13 protein-coding genes are annotated in these 21,149 nt (G+C 40.1%); 6 read left to right on the top strand and 7 right to left on the bottom strand.

What is annotated here, in order from left to right; translation table 11 throughout:
* The 4 genes from B6K83_RS09895 to B6K83_RS18210 all read left to right on the top strand — a co-directional run bounded on the left by B6K83_RS09895 (position 1) and on the right by B6K83_RS18210 (position 5,356).
* Positions 1–2,715 carry a TonB-dependent receptor domain-containing protein gene (locus B6K83_RS09895; RefSeq protein ID WP_085284763.1) on the top strand — a complete coding sequence of 905 codons (2,715 nt, stop codon included), beginning with the start codon at positions 1–3 and terminating at the stop codon, positions 2,713–2,715.
* Positions 2,716–2,806: 91 nt separating this feature from the next.
* Positions 2,807–3,649, top strand: a complete 843-nt coding sequence (locus tag B6K83_RS09890) for an N-formylglutamate amidohydrolase (RefSeq protein WP_085284762.1) — start codon at positions 2,807–2,809, stop codon at positions 3,647–3,649.
* Positions 3,650–3,691: 42 nt separating this feature from the next.
* Positions 3,692–5,128: a YfcC family protein gene (locus B6K83_RS09885; protein ID WP_085284761.1), complete on the top strand. Its 1,437-nt coding sequence runs from the start codon at positions 3,692–3,694 to the stop codon at positions 5,126–5,128.
* A gap of 36 nt (positions 5,129–5,164) precedes the next feature.
* Positions 5,165–5,356 carry a hypothetical protein gene (locus tag B6K83_RS18210; protein ID WP_139175529.1) on the top strand — a complete coding sequence of 64 codons (192 nt, stop codon included), beginning with the start codon at positions 5,165–5,167 and terminating at the stop codon, positions 5,354–5,356.
* A gap of 115 nt (positions 5,357–5,471) precedes the next feature.
* On the opposite strand, the gene B6K83_RS09880 is transcribed toward B6K83_RS18210, so the two are convergent.
* The 3 genes from B6K83_RS09880 to B6K83_RS09870 form a co-directional block, all read right to left on the bottom strand.
* Positions 5,472–6,374 (bottom strand): radical SAM protein, encoded by a 903-nt coding sequence (locus B6K83_RS09880; protein ID WP_085284760.1) that lies wholly within the window; start codon positions 6,372–6,374, stop codon positions 5,472–5,474.
* Between the two features lie 194 nt (positions 6,375–6,568).
* Entirely contained in the window at positions 6,569–7,012 is a 444-nt protein-coding gene (locus tag B6K83_RS09875) for a DoxX family protein (RefSeq protein ID WP_085284759.1), read from the bottom strand.
* A gap of 84 nt (positions 7,013–7,096) precedes the next feature.
* Entirely contained in the window at positions 7,097–7,690 is a 594-nt protein-coding gene (locus B6K83_RS09870) for an FMN-dependent NADH-azoreductase (protein ID WP_085284758.1), read from the bottom strand.
* 393 nt (positions 7,691–8,083) lie between these two features.
* On the opposite strand from B6K83_RS09870, the gene B6K83_RS09865 reads away from it, so the two are divergent.
* Positions 8,084–8,992, top strand: coding sequence for a LysR family transcriptional regulator (locus B6K83_RS09865; RefSeq protein WP_085284757.1), 909 nt, complete (start codon positions 8,084–8,086; stop codon positions 8,990–8,992).
* A gap of 108 nt (positions 8,993–9,100) precedes the next feature.
* Here the strand turns inward: B6K83_RS09865 and B6K83_RS09860 are convergent, their stop codons facing one another.
* Positions 9,101–10,477, bottom strand: a complete 1,377-nt coding sequence (locus B6K83_RS09860; protein ID WP_233143910.1) for a metal-dependent hydrolase family protein — start codon at positions 10,475–10,477, stop codon at positions 9,101–9,103.
* A 504-nt stretch (positions 10,478–10,981) separates the two neighbouring features.
* On the opposite strand from B6K83_RS09860, the gene B6K83_RS09855 reads away from it, so the two are divergent.
* The gene (locus B6K83_RS09855) at positions 10,982–13,696 is read left to right on the top strand and encodes a TonB-dependent receptor plug domain-containing protein (protein ID WP_085284756.1); all 2,715 of its coding nucleotides are present in this window, start codon (positions 10,982–10,984) and stop codon (positions 13,694–13,696) included.
* Between the two features lie 222 nt (positions 13,697–13,918).
* On the opposite strand, the gene B6K83_RS09850 is transcribed toward B6K83_RS09855, so the two are convergent.
* The 3 genes from B6K83_RS09850 to B6K83_RS09835 all read right to left on the bottom strand — a co-directional run bounded on the left by B6K83_RS09850 (position 13,919) and on the right by B6K83_RS09835 (position 21,148).
* Positions 13,919–14,632: an NYN domain-containing protein gene (locus B6K83_RS09850; protein ID WP_085284755.1), complete on the bottom strand. Its 714-nt coding sequence runs from the start codon at positions 14,630–14,632 to the stop codon at positions 13,919–13,921.
* Positions 14,633–15,032: 400 nt separating this feature from the next.
* Positions 15,033–15,836, bottom strand: a complete 804-nt coding sequence (locus B6K83_RS09840) for a DUF3800 domain-containing protein (RefSeq protein ID WP_085284753.1) — start codon at positions 15,834–15,836, stop codon at positions 15,033–15,035.
* A gap of 38 nt (positions 15,837–15,874) precedes the next feature.
* A complete protein-coding gene (locus tag B6K83_RS09835; protein ID WP_085284752.1) occupies positions 15,875–21,148 on the bottom strand; it encodes a DUF4011 domain-containing protein in 5,274 nt (1,757 codons plus the stop codon).
* Position 21,149 lies beyond the last annotated feature (1 nt).

Here is a 21,149-nt window from a genome sequence, read left to right as displayed (position 1 = left end):
ATGAATAAACAATTGTTTCGCAAGTCAGCCATTACCCTTGCCATTATTAGCGCAAGCAGTTTAGGACTAACGTCTCACGTGCAAGCACAAGCAGCTGATGGCCTGAAAAAAGTAGAAGTAATTTCAATCACAGGCTCAAGAATTAAACGTCAAAGTGAAACCCCAAGCCCAGTGCAAGACCTTGACTTTGAAGCGCTAAATCAAACCGGTGCCATGTCCCTTGGCGAAGTACTACAAGAGTTACCCTCGGTTGGCTCTAGCTTAAACGGCAATGGCTCATCTGGAACAAGTCATGGCTCAAGTAGCTTAAATTTGCGTAATCTAGGCGCGAATAGATCATTAGTATTAGTTAATGGTCAACGTTGGGTTAATGGCGCGGGTACCCGTGGTTTTCGTGATTTTGTTGATATGAACACCATACCACAAGCAATTGTTAACCGTGTTGAAGTATTACAAGACGGTGCTACCGCCATTTATGGTGCTGATGCTATTGCCGGTGTTGTCAATATTTATACCCATGCTGATTATGTTGGTAGCAAAATCAAAACTTATTATGGTCAGTCGTCACAAGGCGATCGTGAAACTGCCAATATTGATTTTTTATGGGGTAAAGATTTTGGCGATAGTAACTTAATGTTTGCCGCCAGCTATACCGATCAAAAGCCAATTTATACCCAAGACAGAGCGTTAACTGCTGTACCTTTAAATGGCTTAACGGCGGCGACACCTGAAGGCTTATTTAGAGAGAATGATTTACAAGCCATGGTGGGATTTGATGTACCCAGTGCTGGCATCACCCGAGATCCGGGCACAGACGGTGCTAATACTGATAACTGGCGCGCGGCATCTGGCGATGATAAATATAATCGCTACCATAACAACTATGTAACTGGCCCCAGTAAGCGTACCTCATTATATGCACAAGCGATTGTTCCTTTTGATGATATTAATTTAAAAGTTGAAGCCTTATATAATAATCGCAAGTCTGATCAACAGTTTTCACAAGCACTATCTGCCGTTAGAGGCAGCCGAGGCTTTATGATTGCTAATGACCCATCAGTAAACCCGTTTGGCGTTGAGTTTTCTGGTAGTGATTTTCGTCATAGCGCATTTTTTACCGACAATGGCTACCGTGTAAATGCCCAAGATGTTGAAACAGTGCGTCTTGGTATTGGCTTAGATGGCGAAATTAATGATGACTGGAGTTGGGACAGCTACCTATCTTGGGCGGAAAATAAAGGTGAATTTACTTCACACAATCAAATGCACTTAGATAAGTTAGCCTTAGCATTGCGTGCCTGTAATACCACAGGAATTTCCGCAGATGTCTCTGATCTGGCCGCAGACTGTGTACCGGTAAACTTATTTAACCCGCTAACAGCACAAATGGTTGATTATATTAATTTTACTGGCCATGATAAAAACAAAGCTAGCCAAATTGACTTTACCCTCAATGCCAGTGGCTTCTTAATGGAGTTACCTGCCGGTGATTTAGCCATGGCCATGGGCATAGAATATCGCAAAGAAAAAGGTCAAGATACACCAGATAGCATTATTGGCTCTTCACCGCGCATTAATAGCTATCGCACGACATCTTCTTCACCCCGCTTAGGTACCACAGGTGAATACGATCTAAAAGAAGCTTACGTTGAGTTTAACGTGCCATTATTAGACGGTGAACCCATGGCAGAATACTTAGAGTTAAACTTAGCAACGCGATTTTCTGATTACAGCACTTTTGGTAGCACGACCAATAGTAAAGCCGGTATTTTATATACCCCTACAGAAGGTTTATCTTTTAGAGCAACATGGGCTGAAGGTTTTAGAGCGCCATCAATTTTAGAGTTGTTTGAAGGACAACGGGTTACCTTTAAAGCCGTTACCGATCCTTGTGTTGCAGATAACACTTTACCAGGTTGTGCAGGTGTCCCTGGTGACTACACGCAACCGGATAGTAATGTGCAAATCACCACAGGTGGTAATCGCTTATTACAACCAGAGACATCAGAAAATACCTCTTACGGCTTGATTTACATGCCAACGTTTTTAGAAAACTTTAGTGTCACTCTTGACTGGTATAACATTGATATTAATAACACTATCAGTGAATTTGGCGCCCAAAACATTCTTGATTTATGTGCCTATAAAAACAAAAACTGTGATGTCATCACCCGCAATAGTCTAGGTGAAATCGACAATATCATTGATGGTCCAGTGAACTTAAACAGCACTACGGTTGCTGGTATGGACATGGTCATACGTTACGGTATAGACGATAACAGTGGTCAATGGGATTTCATGGCAAACTTCTCCAAGCTTGACGAGTTAACAGAAGTTTCAACCCTATCTGATGGCAGTACACAAAAAGAAGATAAAGTCGGCACGGCCGCATCAAGAGAATCATTCCCTGAATGGCGTAGCTCAATATCGGCCAACTGGAAGCGCGATGACTACTTTGCTTCTTATAGCGCTCGATATATTGGTGGTACCACAGAAACCGTGAGTAACGAAGACAGAGACATAAGCTCTATCGTTTATCACAACATTTCAGCAGGTTATCACTTTGACAATGGATTAAAGGTGAAGTTAGGGGTTAATAATATTGCCGATAAGCAACCCCCTGCTTCGTTAACCAATAAAAACATCAATTTTGATCAAAATACCTATAACCCCGTTGGACGCTATTTCTATGTGCAAATGGATTACACGCTATAACCTGTAAATTCATGATAGTGCCTGTTAACACAGGCACTTAGCTTATTATTTCTCGTTACATTCTCTTTACCGGTTTTGGATAATTTATCAAATGAAATTACCGTTTACACTTCTATCACCTAGTCAAGAAAACTGCTTACCTTTAGTTTTCGACTCGCCGCATAGTGGCATTAACTTTCCTTCAGACTTTAAGTCTGAGGTACCATTAAGCCAACTTAAAAGCGGTTGGGATGCCTTTATTGACGACCTTTGGCAAGATGCCGTTAAAGTTGGCGGGCATTTATTACATGCTGACTTTTCAAGAATGTATATTGACCCAAATCGAGCCCCCAATGATATTGATCCCGCTTTACTTGATGCGCCGTGGCATGAGTGCCAACCAACAAAGTATAGCGAACGTGGTATGGGGCTGATCCGCCGCTACGCACTGCCTAATGTTGCTATGTATAAAGAGCCATTAAGCCGAGCGCAAATTGAGCACAGAATTAAACATTATTACCAACCATACCACCAAGCATTAAGCGCCACCCTCGCCAAGCTTCATCAAGACTTTGGCGCTGTTTGGCACATTGATTGTCACTCCATGAAGTCAAAAGGTAACGGCATGAATATCGATAATGGTGTTGCTCGCCCCGATATTATTCTCGGTGATAACCTAGGGCAAGCGGCTGGGGCTGAATTCGTGCAAGTTGTTGAAGACGCGTTTAGTAAGCGTGGTTATAACGTGGTACGAAACACCCCCTATAAAGGCGGTTATTTAGTAACACATTACGGCAATATCAAGGATAATAGACATAGCATGCAAATTGAGATCAATCGTGCCTTGTATATGAATGAAAAAGCCTTTACACCAAACGATAACTACCACAACTTTAAACAAGACATCAGCCAAGTGGTAAAAGACATTGCAGACTATGTCAGTGCTAATGTTTAAATATTTCAGCTGTAGTGAAAATAACTTTGGAAATAAAATGACATGTCCGTAGGCAAACAACATACCATCGAAGCGACTCACTCTGCGGTTAAAGCCGTCAAGAAAGAACGAGACACTATGAATCCCATCATCATTTTGTTGGGTATTCTATTATTAGCCATGGCGATGACTTATGTCGTTGACTCAGGTAGCTATCAACGCGATGGCAAACTTGTGGTGCCAAATACCTATCAAGTGATTGAGAAAAATATTGCGATTGAAGATATTTTTCATCAGCAAGCAGCTCAGCAAGAAAACTTAGCACATCCGGTGAGTTTTAGCGGCGTACTAATGTCAATTCCTGAAGGGCTAGAGCGTGGTGCTGGGCTAATTTTTATGGTGTTAATTATTGGCGGCTTATTTGGCATATTAACCAAAGCCGGTACCATAGACTTAGGCCTCGAGCGCTTATTAAGCCTAGTCAATGGCAATATTTATATTTTAGTGATCAGCTTAATGACTGTGTTATCGGCTGGCAGCACCTTTTTAGGCTTAGCCTCTGAATATCTCTTGGTGATCCCGCTAATGGTTGCTATGGCAAACCGTTTAGGTATGTCACATATCATAGGTTTTGCTATTGTTTGTGTATCTGTAAAAGCAGGCTATTTAGCCTCAGTAACCAACCCGCTGCCGCTGACCATTGCTCAACCTTTACTTGGCTTACAAATATTCAGTGGTGCCAGCATTAGGTTTATGTATTACATGGTGTTTTTGATCATTGGTATTATTTTTGTGCTGGTTATGATCAAACGAGAAGGACATGTTCGAGACGCTGAAATTAGCTTTAATGCCGATAAACTATCAACGCGCCATACCGCATTGTTAATTACGTTAGCAGCAGGCATTAGCTTTTTAGTCTATGCCTCTACCGAGTGGCACTGGAAACACCACGCGTTATCCGCCTATTATATTGGCCTAAGCATAGTTTTAGCGGCCATGAGCGGATTAGGTGCTAATGCCGCAGCTGATGCTTTTGTCAGCGGCATGAAGAAAGTATTAATGGCGAGCTTTTTAATTGGCGTTGCCACCGCCGTCGCGGTGACCCTAGAAAAAGGTCAAATTTTAGACACTATTGTCTATTCTTTAATGTCAATCATTGACGATAAGGGGGCGACTGTTTCTGCCATCGGCATGTTTATTTCCCAACTCCTGCTCGACTTTTTAATCCCGTCAACGTCAGGACAAGCTGCGGTCAGTATGCCGATTTTAGGCCCTATCGGACAATTATCGGGCGTACCACCTCAAACAACCGTATTGGCATTTTTATTTGGTAATGGCATTACTAATATGTTGACACCCACTTCAGGTACCTTGTTAGCGTATTTAGCAACCGCAAGAGTCAGTTGGTCACAATGGGCCAAGTTTATTCTACCGCTTTGGGCTATCTACATTGTTGTTGCCATGATATTGCTGGCGATATCGGTCAGCATTGGTTTTTAAATAAGTTTTTAATATCACGCCTAGGTAATTAACTTAATGATATTTAACGAGAAGAAAATGCAACAACTGACTACCTTAAACAAACCAAGCCAGGCTGAAGAGTCTCCGGTATGCAAAAACTCTGTAATAATTGCTGAAATTAAAACAAGCGATGCACTGGATAATGCCCTATATGCCAAAACACTAGAGCAAGATGTTGAGTTGTGTTTTGTACTAGGCTATAACTGAGCTTTTTTGACGGCGTTTGACGGCGAGCGAGTTAAATATCAAGCGACATTAACTTAGCGTAATGTCGCTTGTCCTCATGACTTACAGTCTTGATTTAGGCAAAAATCTAGTAAAATTAAAGCCCGCGCTGCCACTCTTGCCGGATCGGTATTTGGTTAGATTGCTCAATCGCCAATTGCACAGTATTGAGTAGCTGGGCTTTATCTTTACCTAGCACGCCTTTTAACACCAAGTAGTTCGACGCGTGATCTGAGCGGAATATGGTTTTGTCTAACGCTAGTGCAGATAATAATATTTTCATTTCACTAAAGAGCTCTTGCTGATTTAATAGGCGAAACGCTTGCTTGTTGTGGCGGGTAAAGTTTGCCGCAAAGCGTTCAACCCCAAGCGGAAAACTGACCACTAAGGTCGATAAAAAGTCCGGTTGCGCCTCATTCATCAGTCGCGCCGAATTCACCGCATGTTGCAAAGACAACTCTGGGCCGCCCAAGCCATTTAAAATCATTACTGAGCTTTTCATACCCGCTTGCTTAATTTTTTGCAGCGCCACTAATGAGCTTTGATAACTTTCACCTTTTTCTATCAGTTCAAGTACTTCATCATCGCCGCTTTCGCAGCCAACATAAACTAGCGTTAACCCTAACTTTGCTAGCTCGGCTAGTTGCTGAACGGTTTTATTGGTTAAGTTTCTCGGCAAACAATAGCTTGATACCCGAGTTACATTGGGTAAGTACTGCTTGATCAACAACAAAATATCTTTTAAGCGATTAAATGGCAGCATCATGGCATCGCCATCGGCTAGAAAAACCCGCCCGGTAGCTAAGCCCGACTCAGCAACCGTTATCAACTCTTGCTCAATATCGGCTAATTTTTTCGGCTTGAATTTTTTATTCTCTGCGGTATACATGTCGCAAAAGGTACAGCGATTCCAGGAGCAACCATTGGTGACTTGTAAGATCAGACTTTTCCACTCACTGGGGGGACGAAAAACAGGTTCAATGTACTGTAGCGGATACATAGCACTCTCTTAAAAACTTTGCCAAATTTAGAAAAGAGCTATGCTATAACAGAAAACTTCAAGACGCATTAGCTAAATTAATATTAAGCCTCTGACACGGCACTACTATTAATAGATTCATGAGCTATAAACCCTAAGCATCGCTATTATCCTGCGCGCTTAGGGTCTTAATTATCGATCAAAATGGTACGTCTTTAACTCAACTTTTTCACTAAGCTATTATCTAATGCCAGTTTACCCGCACCAGAAAATGCTAAAGAAACGCTAGCCGCTAACAAAGATAAGCCAAACTCATAACCATTATTTGACATAAACAAGCCGTTGGCAAAATGCACTGAGAAAATCGCTACCACCATAGTAAAGGCTAAAACAATTGCCGCTGGCCGCGTTAATAAGCCAAGCAAAATAAACAAACCGCCGAAAAACTCACCGCTACCTGCTAACAACGCCATAATAAAGCCAGGCGCTAAACCGATAGACTCCATCCAACCACCTGTGCCTTCGAGGCCGTAGCCCCCAAACCAACCAAATAGCTTTTGTGCACCGTGAGCCATAAAAATAATGCCAATAGGTATACGAAGTGCTAATGCTGAGTAACCTGCTGATGAGACTGATAGTTTATGTAATAGTGCTTTCATGATTTTTCCTTACGTATGAATTGATTGTTTATTTAAAATGCCGACTTGCTAATCACTTTGTTTATCATCAAGCTTAGCTTAAGGTTAAATGGCTAGGTTATCTATTTGCTTTTGTGCGGCTAAAATACGCTCTTCACTGCCGGGCATATTAAGGCCTTCTGCATAGATAAAGCGAATATCTTCAATACCGACCAAGTTAAATAAATCGGTAAGGTATTGGGTTTGAGAGTCTTTTTCTGTGCCGGCATACATACCACCACGCGCCGCGACAACAATGACCTTTTTCTCGTTTAGTAACCCTACAGGACCGTTTTCAGTGTAGTTGAAGGTTACACCAGCGCGCGCCACTCTATCGACCCAGGCTTTAACCGTAGACGGTATACCGAAGTTGTACATCGGCATGGCAATGATGAAGGTATCGCTCGCTTTGACTTCTTCAATTAAATTATCTGAGATATTGGCTAGTTTTGTTTGCTCCGCATTGCGCTCATTGGGCGCTATCATCCATGTGGCCATTTCTGCCTGAGTTAAGTGCGCTAAGCTGTCTTGTGCTAGGTCACGCGCTACCAATTTTACATTGTCAGTTGCAGCCAATTGCTCGACAAGTCGCTGTGTTAATTGGTTCGACTGACTTTGCTCACCATTTAATGAAGATTTAACAACAAGAATATTACTCATAACTCACCTTTTAATTTAAATTTATTTTGTCGTTCGGTTATTTGAATAACGTCGCGTTTAAGTTGATGAGCACAGTATCCATGAAAATTTTATCGAACAAAATTATTATATAACGCACAATTCATTCGATTAAATAGAATAAAGATAGCCATGGGCATAGGGACTTGCTTAAGAAAAATCTGAGTAAAAGAATAGATTGTTAGTTTGTTGCTATTGTTGCTATTGTTGTTAACGAAAAGAGAATGCTAGTGTAACAAAGCACTAATGTTAGCGTTATTAAGCAAGCACAACATGAGCCAGTCTTTGGCATGACGATGCCAGTTACGCTATTGTGGTAAACTACGAATCGACGATTTAAAAGCGGTATTAAGCAACAATAGAGATGAGCAAAGCATGTTAAGAATTTCGTTAGAGCAATGGCGCATGTTCCATGCTGTGGTCGAATATGGTGGCTTTAATCAAGCATCGCAAGGTGTCCATAAAAGCCAATCAAGTATCCATAACGCGGTCAGTAAAATAGAAGGATCACTAGGGTTAAAACTGTTTAGCATTGTCGGGCGCAAAACCACGCTAACACCCGCCGGTGAACTCCTATTAAAACGGGCAAATTACTTGCTTGATGAAGCAAAAAAATTAGAAACAATCGGTGTCACCTTAAGCCAAGGTGTAGAAACCAAACTGAAAATTGCCGTGGATGAAATATTTCCTAGGGCGATTCTTTATCAAGTACTTGAGCAAGTGTCATCGCAATATCCGTTGCTGCAAATTGAGTTGGTTGAGTCTGTACTTAGCGGTGCTAGCGAGCTTTTGGCACAAGGTGACGTAGAAATTGCCATTTCACCAACGTCACTGGGGATTGGTTTTAGTGAAAACCTTTGCCACATCACCTTTAGCGCTGTCGCTAGCCCTGAACACCCCCTACATCAGCTAGAGCGTAGCTTAACCTTAGAAGATCTTAAGAGCTATCGCCAAATAGTGGTGCGAGACTCCACGCAACTTAAAGATAATCGAGCCAGCGAGGGCTGGCTAGACGCAAATCAACGCTGGACGGTCAGCCATATTCAAACCTCTATAGACATGATTTCACGAGGCTTAGGTTTTGCCTGGCTGCCAATGAACCTAATTGAGCGTAAGTTAGCAAGCGGGCAACTCAAGTTATTACAACTAAATGAAAACACCCAACGCTCAACCCAGCTCTATTTAACCTTTACAGATGGTGACCGCATAGGACCTGCGGCAAGAAGCTTTTTAACTGCGCTGCGCGCCCAATGTATCAAGCTAGCTCAACCGAAAAAGCTATAAACTCATGCGCTTATTATTTCATGCTTTTATATTCAATGCATTCTGCTCATCAGGCTAATATTCGTGGCCATACTTAATAATACCCCCCATATATGAGGTTAATAAACTTCAATGCCTTGTTGTTAATGTATTTTTGATCACAGTACCATTTTTAATTATGACGGCAATATTGTTCTTTGGATCTGCTAAAAGATTTATGTTGGCTAACGGATCACCTTTAACTAATATCAAATCAGCATAGGCTCCAACCGCAACAACGCCCAATTTTTTTGGATAAGGATTGCGCGCGCCAGTTAATCGCAAAAGCTCACCATTGTTGGCTGTGGCCATATTGAGGATTTCAAATGGTGTTAACCACTGTTGTAATTTGACTAACTCTTGATTTTGTTTAGCGGCATTGGCCGTAGCAAACAATAAGTCGGTACCAAAGGCCACTTTCACTTTGTATTTTTTTGCCAGACGATAAAGCTTGGCGGTTCCTTGGGTAACTAAGCGTAACTTTTCTTTTTGGCTAGCATTATAATAAGCAGGAACTTCATCTAAATGAAACGGTTGTGTACTCAGCCACACGCCTTTATTGGCCATTAATTGTAATGTCTTATCATCAAGTAAATGACCATGCTCTATACTTTTTACGCCCGCAGCAATCGCACGTTGAGCTGCTGGCGCGGTATAAATATGAGCGGTAACATAAGTACCAAAATCAGCTGCCGCTTGCACAGCTGCCTTGATCTCTTGCTGGGTAAACTGCACAGAGTCGAGCGGATCGGCAATGGACGCAACACCGCCGCCACCCATAATTTTAATATGCACAGCCCCTTGGCGTAACTGCTCTCTAACGGCAGTGAGCACCCCAGCTTCGCCGTCTGCTACACTCATCAAACCAAGCGACTCCCAGCGCGAAGGTGCGCCGCCAAAAGCTTTAGGGGGGTTAAACCTATGGCGTATATCGCCATGCCCAGAGGTTTGTGAAATACCCGCACCAGAGGGATAAATTCTAGGCCCTTGCAGTAAATTTTCATCGATCGCTTTTTTCAAACCAAAGGCTGGGCCTGCCATATCCCGTACTGTGGTAAAACCGCGTAACAGTGTGTTGCTTGCTTCAACGGCGGCTAAGGTATGCAAATAACTGGCATCACCTTGAGATAAATCTTTAAAAGAAGCGGCCGCCATCAGGGTATGCCAATGGGCATCAATTAGCCCCGGCATTAGGGTGTTACCCTGACCATCGATAATCTGTAGTCTTGATGGCAGGTTGTCGGGTATTGAACCAATCGCGGCGATTTCATCATTTATCACCAAAACTTGGCTATTTTTGATCAGCTTAGGATTAACGCCATCAAAGACGTCAACATTGTTAATTAAAAGATAGCGATCAGTTACTAAGTTATCATCTGACTTGGCGAAAAAAGATGTTGCCATTACTGCTAAAAAAACCACGCCAACTGCACTGAATAGCCGAGCTATCAACTGTTGAAATTGCATACTTACCATTTCCATTAATGTTTAAAATAACCGCTAGCCCCGTTATGGCAAGCATACGACATTACTCCTATAACCATACCAAGCCTATCACACCATACAATAAAAATATCAATAGTGATAATTTAAATAACGATTTAAGTGCTGACAAAGTCAAAATAATCTGCCCTGGGTAAGGTAGCGACACAACAAATAAAGCGTTTTCATTTTATGCTTTCCTACCATTACACCAAACCACCGAGCTATTGCGCACCTGCCAAAAAATAAAGTAACCCATTGAATAGTAGATAAATAAATCATATCCATCATGATGATAAAAGCTTCTAGTCGTCGATAATATTCAAACTGCTAACGATGACTTTATGGAACAAAAACTCAATAATTCCATTTTTATGTTTACACAATATACAATATATTATATATTATATATATACAATATCAGCATTTAGAACATACATATTTTTACAACGACAATTTTCACTATAAAAAATATCGAGAAGGAAAATCATGAACACCTCTAAAGCATTTAGTCTTTCAGCATTATCAATTGCCCTATTATCGGTAACCGCAAGTATTGCAACGCCAGTATTTGCTGCTGATACCGAGTCTATCGAGAAAATTATGGTGACGGGTTCACGCATAGCCCGTGCCGAAGTGACATCGACATCGCCTATTACTGTGGTTACGAAAGCCGATCTCACCAATTTAGGTATAACCAATGTTAGCTCGGCGCTACGTCGCCTACCAGCCATCACAGGTAACAGTGTTAATAACCAAAGTAGTGCTGGTGGCGCAAACATTCAAACGGCAACATTGCGAGGCATTGAAGCAACAAATACTCTTATTCTCCTCAATGGCCGCCGCTTAATTGGTTCTAATGAAGATGGCATAGTTGATCTTTCCTCGGTGCCCTTTGAAGCAATTTCGCAAATTGAAGTATTAAAAGATGGCGCCTCAGCAATTTACGGCTCAGATGCGATTGCCGGTGTTATTAATATTATTACCCGCAAAAATTATGAAGGTTTCGAAGTTAACGCCCGTTATGGTCAATCATCACGCGGCGATGCGCAAGAGCGTGAACTTGGCTTAGTGATGGGCTTTAGCGGTGACAGAGGCAGCATGATGGTCGCGGCATCAACTAGTAATAATAGTGGTTGGGAAGAAAAAGATCGCTACATGACTCGCTCAACCGACAGAGCCTATTTAGGCGGTTCAAACGTTAGCTCTGGCACCACGCCGTTTCCTAGACTTTCGGGCTTTGGCTTAGGCTCAGAGCATACTTGGACGATTCTAGATGCTAATAATCCGGCACAAGTAACCCCTTTTGACTACGACACTATGGGTTATAACTATCGTGAGGCACAATCTGGCGCTAACGATAACAAAACCACCAGTGTTTTCTTAACGGGCGACTATGAACTTAACGATGAGCTAACTTTTTTTACTGAATTGTCTTTTCATGATGGCTTTGTGCAAGGTAACCAAGCTCCTCCTGGCGTAGATACTGGTTGGTATGGTGATAATAGTGATACCCCTAATGCCTTTAAACGCTATCCTGATGCGGATGGCAATAACTTTGGGGTTGGTGCGCAGCAAAAATATAACCCTTTTGGCGAAGCTGGCAATGTTAGTCGTCGTTTCACAGAATATGGCTCTCGTATATATAAAACAGAAAACACTATCAACCGCTATACCTTAGGCCTACAAGGTGTCGTTTTTGATGATTACGATTGGGAACTAAGCTTTTCAAGCCAGTCGGCACAACTGGTTACGCGCGGAGGTGCTCAGCCGTCTATTTCTCGTATTGAACGAGCATTGTCAAATGAGTGTGAAACTGCCGCTGATCCAAGCTGCGTAGCGTTAAATGTTTTTGGTCCTGAAGGCTCAATTACCACAGAGATGTTAGACTTTATTAATACCACAGTGCCCGTGATCACCAATAAAAATGACTTAATGTTTATTCAAGGTCATATTTCTGGACCTGTCGTTGAGCTACCTGCCGGTGACATGATGTTTTCCTCTGGCATAGAGTATCGTGAAGAGCAGCTTTCCATGAACGTTGATCAAGCACAGCGAACCGCGACCTTTGATGTTTCTTGGGGCGAATCTCGAACCCCTGTTATTTCACCAGTACGAGAAATTACTGAGTTGTACTTAGAGTTATCAATTCCAGTATTGGCAAACTTAGACCTTGAAGCAGCGGTTCGTTACAGTGACTACAGTGATATAAATCAAAGCACCACTAACCCTAAGTTTGGCTTAATTTATCAACCTCTTGATATGTTAAAATTGCGGGCCTCATACAGCACAGGTTTTCGTGCCCCCACCATGGCGCAAATGTATCAAGGTCAAACCACCAGTGAAAATACCAACCTTTACGATCCATGTAACCCAGATAACCTAGCTAACTTTAGTTCAAGCAAACCAGAATGTGTCGCTTTGGGGTTAGATCCCGAGTTTAGTCAAAACGGCACGCAAACTAATTATATTACAGGTGGTGGTAACCCAGATCTCAAACCTGAGGAAGCCGAAAATATGACGCTAGGTTTAGTTGTCGAGCCGATCGAAAATCTATCTTTCACTTTTGATTATTTTGCTATAGAACAAAGCAACGTTGTATTTGCCAGTTCGCGCTATGTTATCGATCAAAACCTAGCAGGGAACCCTGCATATGCCGACGATGTTGTTCGCAGCAACAATGGTCAAGGTTTCATTCGAACCATATTTTCGCCCCAAAACAATATTGCCGCGCGTAAACTTTCAGGCTTCGACTTGAATGCAAATTACACCTTAACAACCGAGTTTGGTGACTGGCGCGTAAATATTGATACCACCATAATGGATAGCTTTGAAGTACAAGATACCAGTGATACGCCATTTCGAGATATTGTCGGTAGTTATGACTCAGCCTTTGGCAGTATTCCAAAGTATAAAGCGGCCATCCAACTTGACTGGTCAATGGAAAATTATCGCGTCACTTGGGATGCTAGCTACAACTCAAAAATTGCTGCCGCAAAAGATGATGTTATGTCGGCAGCGACCTTCCATAACCTACAAGCTGGCTACTTTATTGAAAGCATAGCAACCGATATTCACTTTGGTATCCAAAATGTTTTCGATAAAAACCCACCGTATTTAAATCAAGGCATTACGTCAACAGATGATAACCTTTATTCATTTCGTGGCAGATTTTTCTACATGGGCTTAAAGAAAGAGTTTTAACAGCTTAACTTCCTAGCCAAGGGCGGTTTTAAGTGCCGTCCTATTATTAGCTTTGGTAATCCCCAGACAACAAAAACCGCTAAATATAGCGGTTTTTTTAATACGTTCGATTCAATAACAGTGAAGTTGAAAAACTAGAACTTAAGACTGAGTGACAGTAATCATTATGTTGAGGTAATCTGATAAATCCATTTATAAGGTTTTTAACACCGTATTGGATAATTAATTGCTCTTGTATTTGCGAATATCTCTAACCCATGTTGCCGAGCCATGAGTACGCTTCATTTCAAACAAATCTATTGCTGCAAACAAGTCACTGAGCTTTTTAAAGCCATAATTACGTTGATCAAAAGATGCATGGTTAGATATATGTTTACCAATCGGCCCTAGTTGTGCCCACCCATCATCCTCTTCAGACGCTTCAACAGCCTGACGCAACATGTTCATTAAGCGTGTATCACATTTTATGCTGGGTTTACGTTTTTGAGTTGGTTGCTCTGACTGCTCTATATCATCAAGATACAAAAACTTAGAACAACTATTAACAAATGCGCTTGGGGCTTTTCTTTCACCAAAACCTATCACGAACTTACCGTCAGCAAGCGCACGCGTAACTAAAGGCGTGAAATCACAATCTGAAGAAACTAAGCAGATAGTATCTACATCTTTGGTGTAAAGAATGTCCATAGCATCAATAACAAGCGCTATATCTGTGGCATTTTTCCCTTTGGTTAAATCAAATTGTTGAATTGGCTGAATGGCGTACTCATGAAGTACGTCTTCCCAAGGCTTAATACATGAGCTTTTCCAGTTTCCATATGCTTTACGAATATTCACCACACCATAACGAGCAAGTTCCGACAAAACAATATCAATTTTTGCTGCAGGTGCATTATCAGCATCAATAAACAATGCAATTTTTTCTTTATCTTTCATGTATATAACACTCCTTGTTTTGTTTTAACTACTATAGTGTTATTTTTTACTGATTCATAGATAATTATGTCTGAATATTTATTAAAAACAGCTAATTCAAAAAACACTAATCTTGCGATTAACAGGCTTTTATATATATGGCGGTGAGATATAGATTTGAACTCTAAAATAGGTTTAGCGCTACAAACCCTAGCCATCAAAATTAAACCTGATATAAGCAAAAAGCCCGTCACTTTCGTAACAGGCTTTTCTAAATATGACGGGAAGAATGGGACGAATATGAGCACTGGTCTTATTCAATAAATTTACCGTTAAAGTAAAATAATGTAATTTCCAAAGGAAACCAACGATATAATTATCTCGTGACTTTGAAATATTCACATTAGTTTTGAAATATGAATCAAGTTTTGTATTGACCACGGCTTGGTAACGGATATTTCAATTCAACGTCTTTAGTTTCCACTTCTCTAGGGCCTTTTGTTGGATCATAAAAGTACCAAATATTAAATTTACGCTCATAAGGCTTGGTATCATAGCCCAATGAATCCCAGCCAAGATATTTTGCAATTTTCTTTGCCACTTCTAATTTCGCAGGTGAAGTAGCATCTCCTTGAAAAGCACTCATTACCGCTCCAAGCAAAAAGTCTGAAATTTGTATATTTTCAGACTCTTTAGAATCCTTTTCGACAACTGACTTAATTGGCTCTTCACCATTAAATTGTCTCCTAAGTACTCTATTGGCGATAATATGGAATGCCTCGTCTGCTTTTTTATACCTCGAAGCGATAGGATCTATTTCTATTCTAAATTCACTTGGCTGATGCATATGAGCTTTTTTAACTGCAAATATCTTCGAACATACTAACTTAGTAAAATGCTTTCTCATTGCTAAATCATAATCTCCATTATGAAACTGCTTATTCACAACACCTTTCCGTATAACAATACAATGAAAAGCTAACCATTGGTGTTTGAAAAAAAGCTCAACTAAATCTTCATAAAATGCTGAATAATGCTTCTTATGAGCTTTTTGCCATTTTATTTCATTAAAATATCTATGCTTTTTACGAAGTTCTCTTATCTTGCAAACAAAATCACCACGCCTTTGATATTTCATCCACAATGAGCCGAATCCGTAGTATTTCTGTCCACCTACACCAGATTCATCACATGCAACATGCCATATAAGTTTGCCTTTATTCATAACACCTCCAATGTGTTGAAATTGCTTAGGACTCTATATCAACGATTCATCACACTTTGTATATCAGATACCCAAGATTCGAATTTTTCAGTTGTCGCCTTAGTTCTACGACTTAATCTAAACTCATTAAAAATGAAATCAACTGGATCATCAGGGGCTTCTGCAAGCGCTCTTTGGGCTAGCCCGAGTCTCTCAGGTAACGATATAGAGTTCCATTCCCTCGGAGTGCCAAATGCATCAACACCTCTCCATTCAATTATATCTTTGCACTCATCTGGTGATAGCCATACGGTTTTATCCTTTTCAGAATGGTTCACTATCCCTGCCCAAGAGCTGATTACCGACTCGATATGATCTAACTGCTTCTTAGTTGTCCTAGCCATATCATGCATATAACCAATATCAGATGCTAATTCGTGCAAAGTAATGCCACTTTTTGCTGTTAATATTTCTTTTGCTGCATTTTCTAAAACTGTTTTGTAGCTTTTATCAAAATACTTGGACGGATCTAACGAACCTTCTTCTTCATCATCTTCTTCAAAAAGATCTTCTTCTTCAATAACAATATCAGTGGCTTCTTTATCTTTAGTTAATAGTTCAGTTAATTGAACATGCACTTTTTCTATAACTTCGTTTGGATCTATAAAGTAATCAGTAGACCAGATACGCAACAGATTCCAACCTAAATTCTCAAGAATGATATGTCTTACTCTATCCCTATCTCTTGCTGCTGGAGAACTATGGTATGTTGCTCCATCACATTCAATGCCTGCTAAAAATTGACCGGGTTTATCAGGATGAACAACGCCCATATCGATCCTAAATTTACCAACACCAACTTGTGTTTGCACTTTCCAGCCTTTCGCTCTAAGTGCATAAGCAACAGCTTCTTCAAAGTAGCTGTCAAACTGATCTACGCCAAAATCTGCATTGGCAGTTTCTGGTAGAGCAACAGGCCCTTTTTCAGCAAATTCTAGGAAATATTTTAAATGTTGAACTGCTAGAGCACTTGTACGGCTTAGATCAATCATAGATGAGTCAAAGCTAGAAAACACATGAACCTCGGTTGTGGCTCGCGTAATAGCTACATTTAGCCTGCGCTCTCCTCCCTGTTTATTTAAGGGGCCAAAGTTCATACTCATAGTTTTGGCTTGAGGCTCTGTTGGACCATAACCTAAGCTCAAAATGATTACATCACGTTCATCCCCTTGAACGGACTCTAAATTTTTTACAAAAATAGGATCGTATTTTTTACTGCCTTGGAAGAATTTTTCAATAGAAGGATGTTTTCTTCTACGATCATCAAGAGCATCCTCTATGCATCTTTGCTGTTCGCTATTCAACGTAACTATACCAAACGTCAACGATTGATTTTTTTGCTGTAAGCTATTAACAATGAAATCTGCAACAGCATTGGCTTCTATTATATTGTTCCGGTTCTTACCCTTTGAATATAAACCATCAACCCTGTGCATAGTTACTGCACTAGCTTTTGTTTCTGCACTTGGAAAGGTAACCAAGGAATTTTCATAATAGTGGCTGTTAGAGAAAGCAATTAGGCTTTCATGTTTACTTCTATAGTGACCAGTTAATCTATGGTGAGGTAATCTCGCTGATAATGCTTGATCTAAAATACTTTCCAAGTCCTCTTCGTCTGATGAATCATCATTTCCACTTTTAGAGAAAAAGTTGGTTGGTGGCATTTGTTTTGGGTCACCAACAATTATCACGTTCTTACCTCTGGCAATAGAGCCAACAGCATCCCATACCGTTATTTGTGAGGCTTCATCAAAGATTACTAAATCAAACGAACTGAAATTAGCAGGAAGGAATTGAGCCACCGATAGTGGTGACATCATAAAACATGGTGTTAAATAAAGTAACGACTCTCCCATTTCAGTTACGAGTTGTCGGGTAGGCATATGATTGGATTTTTTATTAAACTGCCTAGATAACACGCCAAATTCAGCAGGAGCTTGGGGCGAATTAGGATCTGGGCTAGCAGATGCTGCGATGCTTGCAATGTACTCAGAAGTCGTATCTGCAACAAGGGTATCTAACTCTCTAAACTGAGAAATCAAATCTTCATGTCTAGACGTTTTGAACGTGCGTAGAACTTCTGAATTATCAACTAATATAGGGCAAAGCCAAATATATAACGCATTTTTAGTTTGCTCTTCAGTATCCATTGAATCAATTAATCCTTGTTCCAATGCGATAACTAAATCATCTAGTCCTTTTTCATTGGCTTCCTTTTTACTCTCAACCCACTCACACCAAGATTTTAATTTAGGCCCTAGCGTACTTAATTGAGCTAATGACTCCCTTAAATGACTCAGAGTTACTGCTTCATCAACTTCCCCGCCTAAAGTTAAAAATTCACTAATAGAATTCTTATAATTAGGCAATGTTTTAATGAACTTTTCACAAGCCCCATATAAATTAGAGGAAGCAAAAAACTCATGATTTTCTACAATCATTTGCCTTAATTTAGCAATAAAATCGACTGGATTTTCTAACCTGCCAGCTACTTTACGTGTTTGTAGATATACATTTTTTGAATATTCTAGATGGCTTTGAAGTTCACTTTGTGAAGTATCCCAACCTTTCCAAATCTTGTCTTTTTCAAAAGTACCGCTGATTTTGGAGATATCTTGTGCAATAGATCTTACTTGATCTAATTCTTCCAATTCACCTACAGACACATCACCAGTAACACCATTACCAACTACTGACTTATTCAATTTTCGAACAGCAAACCACTTTAAGGGCCATATTTTGGACTCTGCGATTTTTAGTTCTTCAATCCAACGCTTAATAGGAAGTTGGCGTACATCTTCTATCTTGAAGGATAAATTGCATTTGGAAATTTGATTTTCAAGCTGTTGTTTAGAGCCACATAGTTTTTCAAGTAGCTCCAATTTATCTTTTGCCTCTGAAGTAAAAATAAAACTAGTAAGGTTACTAGCTTGCTCAATAAGCAAGTTGGCTAAAGCCCCTAGCTCTTCAAGTGTGGAATTGTTTTCTTCCAACTCAGTTAAGCCTAATACTTCTTCAAGTTTTGAATAGTCGAGTTTAATTGCCTCTAAATCTTTACTTAACTTATTACATGTTGATAAGAAGTCACTTTGCCAACTATTAGACCATGAATCTTGCTTTAATACCTCAAGGCTTGCTCTATCAATATGTTCGACATCAGCAAAGTTAAGACCTACTCTTTTTGCTAATTCTAAAGTTGCTTCAACATCAGACTTACTTAATACAGGTGCAGTATCTAAAGATAAAGGCCAGTCCAATTTAAACCTTGTTGTGTCTTGGTATTTACTAGCTCTAGCAATAGCCTGTCTAGGAGAAATTCCTAGTCTTGACTCCTTATGCAGTTCGCTAACATATAAATTTAGGTGCTGCTTTAATTCGTAAAGTTTTTCTGCGTTGTTCTTCCATTCAGAGCTAGTAGCACTTTCTCTTGTTGTCCAAGCTTTCTTTAATTGATCGAGGATAGCTTTTTTGTTCGCTTTATTACTATGTAATTCCAAACACAAGTGGGATAAACCAATTTTTTGTAATCGGCTATAAACTACATTTAGCGCAGCCATTTTTTCAGCTACAAATAACACTTTACGACCTTTAGCTAAGTTATGGCTAATAATGTTGGCGATGGTTTCAGACTTGCCTGTTCCCGGAGGCCCTTCTAGAACAAAATCTTGCGATTTCTCAGAAGCAGCTATTGCAACCATTTGTGAGCTATCTGCATTTAAAGGAATAAATGCTTCTGATGGTTTGAACTTATCATCAATATCACTTTGCTCATAAAAGTGACTTTCCTGCTGATACGATTTTTGCGGTGTTTCAATTAAATGCTCAACAAAAGGGTTTGTTTTTAAAACATCAACTCTGTCTTTTAAGTCTTTCCACATTAAATATTTGGCGAAAGAAAAAGTACTAAGAACAAGCTCTTCTTTTACTTCAAATCCTTGAACATCTTTAACTTTATCCCTAACAGTAGCCCAAATTCTTTCAACATCGACACCACTGTCATCTGTTGGCAAGTGCTCTTTGAATAGAGACAAATCAATTTCGAAGTCATTTTGTAAAAACTCAATCAAAGTTGAATTAAAAATGGGTTCTTCACCTTCAAGCTGCTTAATTTTGATTTTAGATCTGGCACTGGCTCTAATAAGTTGAGCAGGTAATAGAATTAATGGAGCTTGGTATGTTCTCTCACTATCAGGTGTTTCCTTCCATTTAAGCATACCTATAGCTAAAAACAGTGTATTGGACCCACCTTCTTCCAAATCATTTTTAGATTTTCGAAATAAGGTTAGAAGACTTCTCTCAAGCTTTTTAGGCGAGTCATTAGCAATTAATATTTTACTGTGAAGCTGCTCTAGTGCGAATTCTTTTTGTAAATCATCACCAACTTTAAACTTAAAAATCTCTTTATCTCTATTTCCTTCTGATAACGGTGACTCTTCAGGAGTAGTAAACTTAAACGTCTGACCTGAAGCCAGTTCATCTTCAAGGGCACCTAAATCAGGACAGTAAATTTTTACTGATACAGCATTTGCAGATAAATTTAACAATCGATTTCTTTTAGTTAAATCGAGAAGTTTTCTCTGCCACTGCTGGACTCTTCCTTCTGGTGTGTCATCTATTGGTAGTTCTTCTGGACGAACTGGTGGTAATGTTGGTGCAATAGGAAGCTCTAATGGTTTGTTATCTTCAACATTTGCAACATTGTTTTGTTGCTCAGCTATTGTCGGTATAGGCTTTATTTGCCTTTTTCTGGCTTGTTTAAGATCTATTATGTATACAAATTCGTCTTCACTGTCTTCTGCTATTAGTTGTTCTGCGTGCTCGGAAGCTTGACCAAACGTAATGGGGCTATCAGAAGTTGCTAAGGTTGTTTCAAAAAGTACTATATCTTTTGAGGCGATACGCTTCCTTATATCCATCGGATCGTCATTCGTTAGTAATGGGAAACACTCATCAATCAACCATAAACCACAGCAAGCATGCCCTTGTGTTAACGCAATAATAGAATTCAGACCTACATGCTCCAAACAAGCAGAAAACAATAGAGATAAATCTAAACACGCTGCAATTCCTGTTGATTTAATTTCGTCAGGTAATCGAATTCTTTGCCCCGAATAAGCAAAACTTGACGGAGGTGTTACATAAGAAACATTGGAAGCTGAGATAACATTCCAAATTGCGGCAGCCATCAAGTAAGGTCTTTCGCGGGTTTGAGATTGATAACCATCTAAAGAAGAACCGTGCCCAGCCTGTTTTAATTGCTCTGATACTGCCATG

The organism is Colwellia chukchiensis (assembly GCF_002104455.1).
Classification (GTDB): Bacteria; Pseudomonadota; Gammaproteobacteria; order Enterobacterales; family Alteromonadaceae; genus Cognaticolwellia; species Cognaticolwellia chukchiensis.
The sequence above is the reverse complement of the archived record's forward strand: the minus strand, read 5'-3'. Positions and strand labels throughout refer to the sequence as shown.

What these genes read in the sequence shown, in the direction of transcription:
- B6K83_RS09890 (WP_085284762.1), top strand. Translation starts at nt 2,807, where the DNA reads ATGAAATTACCGTTTACACTTCTATCACCTAGTCAAGAAAACTGCTTA.
- B6K83_RS18210 (WP_139175529.1), top strand. Translation starts at nt 5,165, where the DNA reads ATGATATTTAACGAGAAGAAAATGCAACAACTGACTACCTTAAACAAA.
- B6K83_RS09895 (WP_085284763.1), top strand. Translation starts at nt 1, where the DNA reads ATGAATAAACAATTGTTTCGCAAGTCAGCCATTACCCTTGCCATTATT.
- B6K83_RS09885 (WP_085284761.1), top strand. Translation starts at nt 3,692, where the DNA reads ATGTCCGTAGGCAAACAACATACCATCGAAGCGACTCACTCTGCGGTT.
- B6K83_RS09840 (WP_085284753.1), bottom strand. Translation starts at nt 15,836, where the DNA reads ATGAATAAAGGCAAACTTATATGGCATGTTGCATGTGATGAATCTGGT.
- B6K83_RS09875 (WP_085284759.1), bottom strand. Translation starts at nt 7,012, where the DNA reads ATGAAAGCACTATTACATAAACTATCAGTCTCATCAGCAGGTTACTCA.
- B6K83_RS09880 (WP_085284760.1), bottom strand. Translation starts at nt 6,374, where the DNA reads ATGTATCCGCTACAGTACATTGAACCTGTTTTTCGTCCCCCCAGTGAG.
- B6K83_RS09870 (WP_085284758.1), bottom strand. Translation starts at nt 7,690, where the DNA reads ATGAGTAATATTCTTGTTGTTAAATCTTCATTAAATGGTGAGCAAAGT.
- B6K83_RS09835 (WP_085284752.1), bottom strand. Translation starts at nt 21,148, where the DNA reads ATGGCAGTATCAGAGCAATTAAAACAGGCTGGGCACGGTTCTTCTTTA.
- B6K83_RS09850 (WP_085284755.1), bottom strand. Translation starts at nt 14,632, where the DNA reads ATGAAAGATAAAGAAAAAATTGCATTGTTTATTGATGCTGATAATGCA.
- B6K83_RS09865 (WP_085284757.1), top strand. Translation starts at nt 8,084, where the DNA reads ATGTTAAGAATTTCGTTAGAGCAATGGCGCATGTTCCATGCTGTGGTC.
- B6K83_RS09860 (WP_233143910.1), bottom strand. Translation starts at nt 10,477, where the DNA reads ATGCAATTTCAACAGTTGATAGCTCGGCTATTCAGTGCAGTTGGCGTG.
- B6K83_RS09855 (WP_085284756.1), top strand. Translation starts at nt 10,982, where the DNA reads ATGAACACCTCTAAAGCATTTAGTCTTTCAGCATTATCAATTGCCCTA.